8 protein-coding genes are annotated in these 11,414 nt (G+C 73.9%); 5 read left to right on the top strand and 3 right to left on the bottom strand.

Features of this window, described 5'->3' with window-relative positions:
• Positions 1-28: 28 nt before the first annotated feature.
• Positions 29-2,758, bottom strand: coding sequence for a phosphoenolpyruvate carboxylase (gene ppc / locus LNW73_RS19675; RefSeq protein WP_250990801.1), 2,730 nt, complete (start codon positions 2,756-2,758; stop codon positions 29-31).
• Between the two features lie 226 nt (positions 2,759-2,984).
• Here ppc and LNW73_RS19680 point away from each other — a divergent pair, with 226 nt between their 5' ends.
• Positions 2,985-4,385 (top strand): histidine kinase, encoded by a 1,401-nt coding sequence (locus tag LNW73_RS19680; RefSeq protein ID WP_250990802.1) that lies wholly within the window; start codon positions 2,985-2,987, stop codon positions 4,383-4,385.
• A 91-nt stretch (positions 4,386-4,476) separates the two neighbouring features.
• Here the strand turns inward: LNW73_RS19680 and LNW73_RS19685 are convergent, their stop codons facing one another.
• The gene (locus LNW73_RS19685; RefSeq protein WP_250980193.1) at positions 4,477-4,968 is read right to left on the bottom strand and encodes an SUKH-3 domain-containing protein; all 492 of its coding nucleotides are present in this window, start codon (positions 4,966-4,968) and stop codon (positions 4,477-4,479) included.
• 59 nt (positions 4,969-5,027) lie between these two features.
• Positions 5,028-5,528: a YwqJ-related putative deaminase gene (locus LNW73_RS19690; protein WP_250990803.1), complete on the bottom strand. Its 501-nt coding sequence runs from the start codon at positions 5,526-5,528 to the stop codon at positions 5,028-5,030.
• 253 nt (positions 5,529-5,781) lie between these two features.
• On the opposite strand from LNW73_RS19690, the gene LNW73_RS19695 reads away from it, so the two are divergent.
• The 4 genes from LNW73_RS19695 (at position 5,782) to LNW73_RS19710 (ending at position 11,390) form a co-directional block, all read left to right on the top strand.
• Positions 5,782-6,579 (top strand): sensor domain-containing protein, encoded by a 798-nt coding sequence (locus LNW73_RS19695; RefSeq protein WP_250990804.1) that lies wholly within the window; start codon positions 5,782-5,784, stop codon positions 6,577-6,579.
• A 79-nt stretch (positions 6,580-6,658) separates the two neighbouring features.
• Positions 6,659-7,684 carry an SMI1/KNR4 family protein gene (locus LNW73_RS19700; RefSeq protein WP_250976228.1) on the top strand — a complete coding sequence of 342 codons (1,026 nt, stop codon included), beginning with the start codon at positions 6,659-6,661 and terminating at the stop codon, positions 7,682-7,684.
• Positions 7,685-7,692: 8 nt separating this feature from the next.
• The gene (locus LNW73_RS19705) at positions 7,693-10,284 is read left to right on the top strand and encodes an SUKH-4 family immunity protein (RefSeq protein WP_250990805.1); all 2,592 of its coding nucleotides are present in this window, start codon (positions 7,693-7,695) and stop codon (positions 10,282-10,284) included.
• Positions 10,285-10,469: 185 nt separating this feature from the next.
• Positions 10,470-11,390, top strand: a complete 921-nt coding sequence (locus LNW73_RS19710) for a cellulose-binding protein (protein WP_250990806.1) — start codon at positions 10,470-10,472, stop codon at positions 11,388-11,390.
• Positions 11,391-11,414 lie beyond the last annotated feature (24 nt).

Genomic DNA, 11,414 nt, shown 5'->3' on the forward strand with positions numbered 1-11,414 from the left:
CGGGGGCCTTCGTACGTTCCGGGCCGGGTCAGCCGGTGTTGCGGAGACCCGCCGCCACGCCGTTGACGGTCAGCAGCAGGGCCCGCGACAGCAGCGGGTCCGGCTCCTCGCCCCGGGCCGCCGCCTCGCGCTGGCGCGAGAGCAGGGCGACCTGGAGGTACGAGATCGGGTCGAGGTACTGGTCGCGGATGTGGAACGTCTGCGCCAGCGCCGGATCGCCGGCCAGCAGCTCCTTCTCACCGGTGATCCGCAGCACCTCCTGGACGGTGAGCGCGTGCTCGGCCTCGATGGTGTCGAAGACGTGCTTCAGCTCGTCGGGCACCAGGCTGTCCACGTAGTGCCGGGCGATCCGCAGATCCGTCTTGGCCAGCGTCATCTCGACGTTGGACAGGAAGTTGCGGAAGAAGTGCCAGTTGGCGTGCGCCTCGTCGATGACCGAGCCGAGACCGGCGTCCCGCGCGGCCTTGAGCCCGGAGCCGACGCCGAACCAGCCCGGGACGATCTGCCGGGACTGCGTCCAGCCGAACACCCACGGGATGGCCCGCAGCCCGTCCAGGCCCGCGCCGGAGTCCGGGCGGCGGGACGGACGGGAGCCCAGGTGCAGCTCGGCGAGCTGGTCCACCGGGGTGGAGGCGAAGAAGTACGACGGCAGGTCCGGGTCCTCGACGAGGTGCCGGTACGCGTTGTGCGCCGCGTCCGAGATGGTGTCCATCGCCGCGTCCCAGCGGGCCAGCGCCTCGTCGGACTGGCGCGGCGAGGTGTGCAGCGCGGAGGCCTGCAGCGTCGCCGCGACGGTCAGTTCGAGGTTCTCGCGGGCCAGCGACGGGATCAGGTACTTGTCGGAGATGACCTCGCCCTGCTCGGTCACCTTGATCTCGCCCTCCAGCGTGCCCCACGGCTGCGCGAGGATCGCGGTGTGCGAGGGACCGCCGCCACGGCCGACGGTGCCGCCGCGGCCGTGGAACAGCCGCAGCCGTACGCCGTAGCGGTGCGCGACATCGCGCAGCCGGCGCTGGGCACGGTGGATCTCCCACTGCGAGGTGGTGATGCCGCCGAACTTGGAGGAGTCGGAGTACCCGAGCATGACCTCCTGCACATCGCCGCGCAGCGAGACCAGCCGGCGGTACGACGGGTCGGCGAGCATCTCGTCGAGGATCCGGTCCGCCTCCTTCAGCTCGTCCGTCGTCTCCAGCAGCGGGACGATGCCGATCTGGGCGACGCCGCCGTGCAGATCGATCAGACCGGCCTCACGGGCCAGCACCGCCGCGGCGAAGACGTCGTCCGCGCCCTGGCACATCGAGATGATGTACGACTCGACGACCTCAGGGCCGAAGCGCCCGAACGCCTCGCGGATGGTGTGGAAGACACCGAGGGTCTTCGCGCCGGCCGCGTCCAGCGGGGCCGGGGTGCCGGCCAGCGGACGGCGGGAGCGCAGCTCCTTCGCGAGCAGCTTGCGCCGGTAGTCGCGCGGCATGTCCGCGTACCGCCAGGACTCCTCGCCGAGCCGGTCGAAGAGCTGGCCGAGCGCGTGGTGGTGGGCGTCCGCGTGCTCGCGCACGTCCATCGTGGCCAGCTGCAGCCCGAACGCGGCGAGCGTGCGGATGGTGCGTTCCATCCGGCCGTCCGCCATCAGCTCACCGCGGTTGGCGCGCAGCGAGGTCTGGATGAGCGCGAGGTCCTGCAGCAGCTCCGCGCTGCCCAGGTAGTCGCGGCCCGGGACGTGCGTGCTGCCCGCGGCGAGCCGCTCGCGGGTGTTGACGAGCTTCTGCCGGACGCAGGTGGCCTTGAGGCGGTACGGCTCCTCGGCGTTCAGCCGCTTGTAGCGCGGGCTGATCTCCGGAAGCGCCGCCAGGTCGGCGTCGAGCGAGGTGAGCAGCTCCGGGGTCGCGCCGCAGTTGCGGATCGAGTTGGAGAGCGCGCCGCGCAGGGAGTCGACCAGTTCCAGGGCGTCGGTGATGCCGTGCTCGTGCTGCAGGATCAGGACGTCCCAGGTGACCTCGGGGGTCACGTTCGGGTTGCCGTCGCGGTCGCCGCCGATCCAGGTGCCGAAGGTCAGCGGGCGGGTCTCGGGCGGCAGCGGCACACCGACCCGCTCCAGCTCGGCCGACAGGTCCTCCAGGACGTCGCCGACGGCCCCCGCGTGCAGCTCGTCGAGGTAGTAGATCGCGTTGCGCGCCTCGTCCGCGGGCTCCGGGCGCACCACGCGCAGCTCGTCGGTCTGCCACAGCAGGTCGATGTTCTCGGCCAGCCGCAGGTCGGCGCGGCGGCGGTCACCGGTGCCGTCCTGGTGCGCGTCGAGCAGCTCGGCGATGCGGCGCAGCTTGTTCAGCACGCTGCGGCGGGCCGCCTCGGTGGGGTGCGCGGTGAACACCGGCCGCACATTGAGGTGCTTGACGGTCTCGCGGATGTGGTCCGGGTCGGCGTCCTTCATCAGGTCCGCCGTCTGGCTGAGCAGACCGCCCTCGGAGGCGCGGCGGGCCCGCAGCTCACGGCCGCGGTGCACCTGCTCGGTGACGTTCGCCAGGTTGAAATAGGTGGAGAAGGCCCGCACCAGCTTCGCGGCGGTCTGCAGGTCCGTCTTCCCGAGGAGGGCGGCGGCGGCCTCGCCGTCGGAGCGGGTCAGGGCCCGCACCTTCTCGACGAGGTCGAGTAGCTCCTGGCCCTCCTGGCGGACCAGCGTTCCGCCGAGGAGTTCGCCCAGCCGGCGGATGTCGGCGCGCAGGGCTGGGCTGTCCGTTGCGTTGTCGGCGCTGCTCACAGGTGCGGCTCCTAGTGCAGGGGATGGGCGACGGCTGATCTCCCCGCCGGTGGATGGGCGGAGTGGGGCGGACCGCGCTGTCCGACCCGACCAGGATAGGTCGGGTCACCGCCGGCCACGGCCCCCGCCCATCTGGCGGACACCCCTATGCGCCGACGGCCGCCCCCCTGGCCGCCCCAGGACACCGGACCCCTGCCCGGACGGCACACGGCCTAGGCTGGACCGTATGAGTACGACGGGGGCGCACGTACCGGATGACAGGGGCGGGGGCCGGGCACGGCCCGGCCCGTGGTGGTGGCCGAGGCGGCGCAGCCTCGTGCTCGACGCGACGCTGGCCGCTGTGTCGGCGCTCGAATGCTTCGTCGAAGGCGCGTCCTTCGCGGAGAAGACCGGGATCGAACCCGGCATCGGCGCCGTCTTCGGGCTGCTCGTCGGCGCGTCGCTGCTGTTCCGCCGCCGCTGGCCGATCGCGATCGTCCTGATCGCCATCGCGGTGACACCCGCGCAGCTCGGCTTCCTGCTCGGCATCGTCGGCCTCTACACGCTGGCGGCCTCCGAGGTCCCGCGCCGCATCACCGCGACCCTGGCCGGGATGACCGGGGTCGGCACGATGATCGTCGCGTTCATCCAGATGCGCGACAGCCTGCGGCAGGACAGCAACACCCCGATGCCGGTCATCGTGATCACCTCGGTCCTGATGGCCCTCGGGCTGACCGCGCCGCCGGTGCTGCTCGGGCTGTACGTCCGGGCCCGGCGCCGGCTGGTGGAGAGCCTGCGGGAACGTGCCGACGGTCTGGAGCGGGAGCTGACGCTGCTCGCCGAGAAGGCGACGGAGCGGGCGGAACGGGCCCGTTCCGACGAGCGGACCCGGATCGCCCGGGAGATGCACGACGTGGTCGCGCACCGGGTGAGCCTGATGGTGGTGCACGCGGCGGCGCTCAAGGCCGTCGCCCTGAAGGACCCGGAGAAGGCGTCCGCGAGCGCGGAGCTGCTGGGGGACATGGGGCGGCAGGCGCTCAACGAGCTGCGCCAGATGCTGGGCGTCCTGCGGACGGCCCAGGTGGTGAACGGGGCGGGCACCGGAAGCACCCTCGCCTTCACGGAGCTGGGCAGCGGTAACGCTTCCGGGGCGGCGCGTACCGCCGTCGGACCGTCCGACGGGGCGGGCACCGGGCACCGGGCCGACGGGCCGCAGCCGGACGGTCCGTGCCTCGCCCGGCTGGAGGCGCTCGTCGAGGAGTCCCGGGCGGCGGGGATGCGGGTCGAGCTGACCGTCGAGGGCGAGGTCCGGTCGTGCGAGGACCAGGTCGAGCGGACCGCGTACCGCGTCGTCCAGGAGGCCCTGACCAACGTGCACAAGCACGCGCCGGGCGCCAGTACCGAGGTCCGGCTCGCCTACCGGGACGCCGAGGTCGCCGTCCGCGTCCAGAACGGCCCGTCCGACGGCTCACCCGCCGCGGCCCTGCCCAGCGGCGGCCACGGCCTCGTCGGGATGAAGGAGCGCGTCACCGCGCTCGGCGGCGGCTTCGTGGCGGGTCACACCGAGGCCGGCGGCTTCCGGGTCTCCGCCATGATCCCGGCGCTGCCCGTCGTCGCGGTGCCCACCGGACCGCCGGCCGCCGGCTGAGCGGACGGGCCCGGCGGCCGACCAAGGCCCGACCAAGGCCCGACCAAGGCCCGGGCGGGCGGGCGTGTCGGGAGGGCGTGCCGGGCGGGCGTCAGGCGGTGGTCAGCCGGTCCGGCCGGCCGCCGCCGACCAGGGTCGTCAGGGCGCTGTCGATGTCGGCGCCGAGGTACCAGTCCCCGGTGTGGTCGATGGCGTAGACATGGCCGTTCGCGTCGATCGCGAGCAGCGAGCCCGAGCCCATCTCCTCGCCGAGCGGGGACACCTCGGTCTCCAGCGCCCGGCCGAGGTCGGCGAGGGTCCTGGCGAGATGGAGCCCGCGCAGCGGGTTGACCAGGACCGGCGTCGGGGCGATCTGCCGGCCGGGGCCGGTGGTGGCGGGTATGGCGAGGCCGCCGAACTCCGCCCAGGCCTCCACGGCCGCCGGGGAGACGGCGTGGGTGTGCCCGGCGGGGGAGGAGTGCGCGCGCAGCGCGTCCGCCCACACCTCGGCCTGCTTGATGTCCCAGCGGCCGGGCTGCCAGCCGGCCGACCGCAGAGCGGCGTCCACACCGACCGGGAACCGGGTGCTCGGGGAGCTCGGCATACCGGCGGCGTGGTTCACCCCGTTCACGCTGTTCGGGTCCCGCAGGGCGTTCGGGTCGCTCACGCCGCCTCCGCCGACGGATCGACCGGCCGCACGCCGAAATGCGCCAGCAGCGGCGCGCAGGAGCGGCAGGGCGGGGCGTACGAGCCGTGCTCGGGGTCACCGTCCTCGCGTATACGGCGGGCGGTGAGCCGCGCGCCACGCAATGCCTTACGGGCCTCACTCTGCGTGAGCGGCTTGCGGGCCGCGCGCTTGCTGCGCGAGGCGTCCACGGCGGAGAGGAACCGGGAGAGCAGCACGGGCTCCGGACAGCGTCCGGTGAAGCGCTCGCGCTGGGCGACCGGCAGGGTGTCGAGGAAGTCCTGGACGATCGGATGCAGCGCCGGCGCCTGCTCGGCCTTGCTCCCGGTGCAGGTCAGCACCTCGTCGCGGATCGACAGCGCGGCGGCGACGGCCGGCAGGATGCCGTCCCGCCGGTGCCGCAGAACAGGGGGCCCCGCGGTGTCGGCGCCCATGGCACTCCAGGTGAGCCGCGGGTCCGCGGCATCCGTTGTCTGCATGGTGGTGCGTCCTCCTGTCCGCCCGCCGGAGCGGGCGATCCCCCGTTTACAAGACTCAGAGTGCCAAAGGTGTCAGGAGGTGGGGAAGTCGGGTGCGGTGTGCGGAACATCCTGTGTGTCCCATGTCACCGTGGTGTGACGGATCGTCGGCGGAGTGGAAACGGCTTGGACGGGGCAGCAGATGGGCCGGAAGGATGGGCCGCAGCTCGCATTCGCGGGCGGAACGTTCCGTCCACGAGGGAGAGTTGCCCGCATGCGCACTCGGTCCCGCACCACCACTCGCACCAATGTCCGTATCCGCCAAGCCGTCACGGCCGCCGCCGTGCTGCCCGTCCTCGCACTGGCCGGGGCCTGCTCCGGCGATGACGGCGGGAGCGGCGACGGGAAGGGCAAGGACGGCGCCACGACGGCTCCCGCGACGTCCGCGGCCGGGTCCTCGACGGGGGCCGCCAAGGCACCGCTGAACGCGGCACAGTTGAGGGCGGCGCTGGTCAAGGACACCGAAGTGCCCGGCTACAAGATCGAAGCGTCGAAGAACGAGGCGATGAGCCCCGACGACGTGATGACGACGGACAAGCCCGAGTGCCAGCCGCTCGCCGATCCGCCCAGCACCCGGCCGAAGTACGCGCGCAAGGCGTTCGTCGGCGCCTCGGTCGGCAAGATCGACCCGGGCAACCTGCCGGCCGGCGTCGAGCTGACCCAGCTGCTGCTCGCCAGCCACGCCCCCGGTGAGGCCGGGAAGATGGTGGCCGACATCCGGCAGGCGCTGGACAAGTGCACCGGTTTCACGGCCACCGACGGCACCGGCAAGAAGATCCCGTTCACGATCCGGAAGGGCCCCGCGGTCACCGTCGGCGACGAGGCCGTGGCGTACGTGATGTCGGACACCAGCGACAAGGAGGGCGGCACGGCACTGGTCACCGTCGTGCGCACCGGCGACGCCAGCGTCACGTATCTGTCGGTGAAGGGGACCGGCCAGGCGGGCGACGCGCCCCTCGTCATCGCCCGCAAGCAGGACGCGAACCTGAAGGCCGCGGAGGCCGCCGGCTGACCCGGACGGGGGCGGAAGCCGAACTTGCCACACCCCATAGGCTGTGCTCATCAGCCAGACGCAGCAGGGGGCAACCGCCATGACGACAGGTCGGCCAGGGCTGGGGGCACCTCCCAGCCCCCGGACCGGGGGACGGACCGTGCCACCGAACGCGGCCTACGCCGGTCAGGTCGTGCACTTCCCGGACCCGGTGCGCGCCGCCCGGCACCCCCAGGGTGTCTGGGTCGACGACGACGGCTACCCGGACTTCTCCGCGTTCGCGAGGGCGGCGGCGGAGATCGCGGAGCCGCCCGAGGGCTTCGGCGTGGACGAGCTCCGGCTGACCGACTATGTGTCGGCCAACGCCGCGATGCACGCCGCGGGACACGAGCTGTGGGGCAGCCTGCCGCCCGTCGCGACCCCGCACGGCTGGACCTGGCACCACGTTGCGGGCACCCGGCGGCTGGAGCTGATCCCCGTCGAGGTCAAGGCCCTGCTGCGGCACCACGGCGGCCTCGCCGTCTCGACCGCCGACCACTCCAAGCGCGGCACGCGCCCGCTCCAGGAGACCCGTCCGGTGCACTTCGGGCTGCCCAAGGCGACGCCCCACCACAGCGGTGTGGCGATCACCGAGCAGCAGGTCCTGGACGTCGAGGAGGAGCTGGGCTACCGGCTCCCCGGCGCCTACCGCACGTTCCTGAAGGCGGCCGGCGGCTGCGCCCCGGCCGGGGTCGCGCTCGACCCGGACCTGGGACTGCTGCTGGACCAGCCGTTCTTCACGGTGCGTGACGAGGCCGCGGTCAACGACCTCGTGTACGTCAACAAATGTCTGCGCGACCACTTCACCAAGGACTACCTGGCCATCGGGTACGTCCAGGGCGGGGTGCTCGCGGTGAAGGTCAAGGGCGACGGCACCGGTTCGGTCTGGTTCTGCGCCTACGACGACGCGCGGGACGGCGACCACTGGTCGTCCCCGCAGGAGCGGGTCGCGGAGCTGCTGCTGCCGTGCGGTGACTCGCTCGACGCGTTCCTGCTGCGGCTGGCGGGAAATCCGCCGGAGCTGGAGACAGTGGCGAACCTGATGGTGGACGGTGGCTTCGCCAGTGCCGTCCCGGTGGAGGGGTGAAGCAGGGAATGGTCACTTTCGCGCAGGCGCAGGAGCGCGCCGAGCGGTGGATCAACGGTGACGTCCCGGCGTACCAGGCCCGCGAGGTGCGGGTGCGGGAGTTCGACCTGGGCTTCGTCGCCTGGTCCGAGCCCCGCGAGGACGGTCCGTCGAGCGATGACGGACAGGTGCGGCTGGTCATCGCGCGGGACAGCGGAGAGGCCACGCTGTGGCCGGGTCTGCCGGTCGGCGAGGTCATCCGCCGCTACGAGGAGGAGTACGGCGCGGTGCCCAACGACGCCCCGCCGACACCGCCCCAGCGGCTCGATCTGGAGGCGACGTCCTTCCTGATCAGCCCACCGCAGTGGCTGCAGGACGCGGCGGACAAGATGGGCATCCCGGACCGTCGCCCCGGCGCGGCTCCGGCCGCGGCCGGAGCCCCCGACGCACCGGTCGTGCCGGCCCCCGCGCCGGTGCCGTCCCCGGCGTCCGCCGAGATCTCCTCCGGCGCCTGGTCCGGCCGCACCACCAGCGCCGGGGACGACTCCGTCTCCGTCCCCATCCCCGCCACGGTCTTCGCCCCGCCGATCTCCGACTCCGACGAGGCGCACACCCCGCCGCCGATGGCCGGCGCCGAGGCCAAGACCGAACTGATGCCGCAGGGCAGCTCGCTGCCCGCGACGATCATCGCCCCGCCGGAAGGCGCCGCCGGCTTCCCGATCGCACCCGCGACGCCCGGCGCCGGCGGGCCCGGCCGCCCCCCGGGCCCCGGCTATGCCGGTCCCGGTCTGCCGCCGCCGTCAGGCCCCGGCGTGGCGCTGCCGCCGCCCGCGGGTCTCGCGACCCCGGGCGGACCCGGCGGCCCCGGCACGTCCGGGAGCGCGGCCGCGGACATCGCCGACGCGGAGACCGCGAAGGCGGTGCGCGGCAGCGTGCCGTCCGCGGGACCCGTACGGCGCAGCCCGGACGCACCGCCGCCGCCCAGCGCGCCGAACGCGCCCGGAACTCCGGGTACGCCCGGCGCTCCGGGCGGCGGGGGATACCTGCCGACGCAACTGGTGCCGGCGCGCGGCCCGAACGACCCCGGCCCGGCCGCTCCCGGAGCGCCCGGTGCCCCCGGAACTCCGGGCAGCCCGCCGTCGTCCGGCGGTGTGAACTACGCGGCGACGATGCTGGCCGGTCCTGGCGTCGGTGGTCCGGGTGCTCCCGGCGGTCCTGGTGGTTCCGGCGGTCCGCCGCCGCCTCCCGGGGTGATCGGTGGTGGCCGTGGCGCTCCGCCTCCCGCTCCGCCCGCTCAGGGCTCCTCCGGCGGCGTCAACTACGCGGCGACGATGCTCGCGGGTCCTGGCGTCGGTGGTCCCGGCGCTCCCAACGGTCCTGGTGGTCCGCCGCCTCCCGGTGTGATCGGTGGTTCGGGCCCTGGTGGTCCGCCGCCTCCGCCCGGTGTGCCCGGTGGTGGCCGCGGCGCTCCGCCGGCTCCGCCCGGCCCCGGCGGTGCCCACTACGCCGCGACGATGCTGGCCGGCCCGAACCCCGGCGGCCCCGGTGGCCCCGGCATGCCGCCACCGCCGCCGCCCGGCGCCGCGGCCCCGCCGCCCCCCGGCGGTTACGGGTACCCGCAGCCGCCGGCCGGTGTGCCGACGGTCGGTCCCGGCTACATGGCCGTCCTGAGCTACCGCGCGCACGACGGTTCGCAGCAGCAGCTCATCCGGCGCTCGGCGCCGGGCACTCCACACCCGGAGTGGCAGATCCTGCACGAGCTGCGCGCGCTCAACGTGCCGCCGCAGCAGGTGCTGGAGCTGCACACGGAGCTGGAGGCGTGCGATCTGCCGGGCGGCTACTGCGCCCGGATGATCCGCGAGACCTGGCCCCAGGTGCGGATCAGCCACACCGCCCCGTACGGCCGCGAGCACGCCTCGCGCCAGCAGGGCGTCCAGCATCTGCTGACGCACCAGGGCGAACTTCACCAGGTCGCGTCGGCGCCGGCGCGGCCGCAGCCGCAGCGGGTGCCGATGCCGGACCCGAACCAGGTCCAGCGGGTACCGCCGATTCCGCTCGAGGGGATCGGCCACGAGCTGGCGCAGGCGTTCGGGCCGCAGGGCCTGTTCCGGTTCGACCAGCGTGCGGTCTCCCGCCAGGGCGTGCCGGACATCGTCGCGCAGACCCTGATGTGGGCCGGGCTGCCGGTCGACTTCGGGCCGTTCTTCTGGGCGCAGGCCCAGCCGGGCCGCCCGGTGCCGACGCTCGCCGAACTGGCGCAGGAGCGCGGGGTGCAGCCGGCCTCGGACGCGGGCTCGTACCTGGTCATGGGCAATGACTTCGGGCGCCAGCTGTGCGTGCAGTACGGGACCGCGCACATCGTCGCCGTGCCGCTCGAAGCGGGCCCCGGCGGGCAGCCGGTGCCGCCGCAGTTCGTGAACTCCAGCCTGCCGGAGTTCGCCCGCTGCCTCGCCCTGCTCGGGCGGATGTGGCGGCTGCGGATCGGGCTCACGCCCGACCAGGCCGGCCGCTGGACGGTCGACTTCCAGGCGCAGCTCGCGGCGCAGGACCCGGCCGCGATCGCCTCGCCGGACAACTGGTGGGCCGTACTGATCGAGCAGATGTGGGACGGCCTGCTCTGACGCTCCCCGCTGTGTCCTGATCCCCGGGCGGCCCGGGTCCGGATTATCCGGACCCGGGCCGCCGCGCTATGTACGGGCGATGGGTTGGGTAGGGGTACGTCGGAGTGTCGCGGTATACACAATTCGGACATATCGACAAAAATGGATTACAGAGTACGGTTCGGAAGGACGGCGAGGGGCAGCGCATGAGCAGCACGGCAACACCTCACGGCTTCGACACCGTTCGCGGGCGCGGCTACCGGGTGGAACAGGTCGAACGCTTCCTCGAGGAACTGTCCGAGGACCGCGACGCGGCCTGGGAGCGGGCCGCCCGGCTCACTGTTCTCGCGAACGAGATGGACACCGAGGCCAAGGCGCTGCGGGAATCCGTCGACGCGCTCGGACCGGCGAGTTACGAGACGCTGAGCGCGAGCGCGCAGGAACTGCTGCGCCTCGTCCAGGAAGAGGCCGCGGCGGTCAGGGAGCGCGCCGAGAACGAGATCCAGTACGCCAGGGACGCCGCGGAGACCGCCCGCCGCGCCCTCCAGGACGAGGCCAGGGCCGCCGCCGCCGAGCGGCGCGCCGTCGCGGAGGACCAGGCCGGCCGGGTGCTCGACCTGGCCCGCGGCCGCGCCGGCGAGATCCTCACGGAAGCGCAGGCCGAGGCCGGACCGGTCCGCAGCGAGGCCGAACAGGCCCTGGAGGCCACCCGGCAGGACACCACGCGCACCCTCACCGAGCTCGAGAAGGAGCAGCGCGAGCGGCTGGACGCCTTCGAGCACGAGATGGCCGAGCGCGAGGCCGGCGTCGACAGCCGGATCGGCGAGCTGACCGGCTACGCGGAGCGCCGCTTCGAGGACGCCAGGACGGCGCGCGCGGAGGCCGAGGAGTTCGCGCGGCACGGGCAGGAGGACGCCGAGGCCCGTGCGGCCGCCCTGCTCGCGGAGGCCCGGATGCGGGAGGAGCGCATCCGGCGGGAGAGCGAGCGGGAGCTGCGCGAGCACGAGGAGCGCGGCGAGGAGATCCGCGCCCACCTCGCCCACGTCCGCAGCAGCCTCGCGGCCCTCACCGGCCGACCGCTGCCCGACGATCCCTCGGTCCCGGAACCGGGCCCGGCCCCGGAGTAGGCCCTGTCCGGCCGAACGGACGGG

This window comes from Streptomyces sp. RKAG337 (assembly GCF_023701715.1).
Classification (GTDB): Bacteria; Actinomycetota; Actinomycetes; order Streptomycetales; family Streptomycetaceae; genus Actinacidiphila.

Bases quoted from the DNA above. Each gene is read 5' to 3' on its own strand.
- LNW73_RS19680 (WP_250990802.1), top strand. From the start codon at position 2,985: ATGAGTACGACGGGGGCGCACGTACCGGATGACAGGGGCGGGGGCCGG.
- LNW73_RS19685 (WP_250980193.1), bottom strand. From the start codon at position 4,968: ATGCCGAGCTCCCCGAGCACCCGGTTCCCGGTCGGTGTGGACGCCGCT.
- LNW73_RS19690 (WP_250990803.1), bottom strand. From the start codon at position 5,528: ATGCAGACAACGGATGCCGCGGACCCGCGGCTCACCTGGAGTGCCATG.
- LNW73_RS19695 (WP_250990804.1), top strand. From the start codon at position 5,782: ATGCGCACTCGGTCCCGCACCACCACTCGCACCAATGTCCGTATCCGC.
- LNW73_RS19700 (WP_250976228.1), top strand. From the start codon at position 6,659: ATGACGACAGGTCGGCCAGGGCTGGGGGCACCTCCCAGCCCCCGGACC.
- LNW73_RS19705 (WP_250990805.1), top strand. From the start codon at position 7,693: ATGGTCACTTTCGCGCAGGCGCAGGAGCGCGCCGAGCGGTGGATCAAC.
- LNW73_RS19710 (WP_250990806.1), top strand. From the start codon at position 10,470: ATGAGCAGCACGGCAACACCTCACGGCTTCGACACCGTTCGCGGGCGC.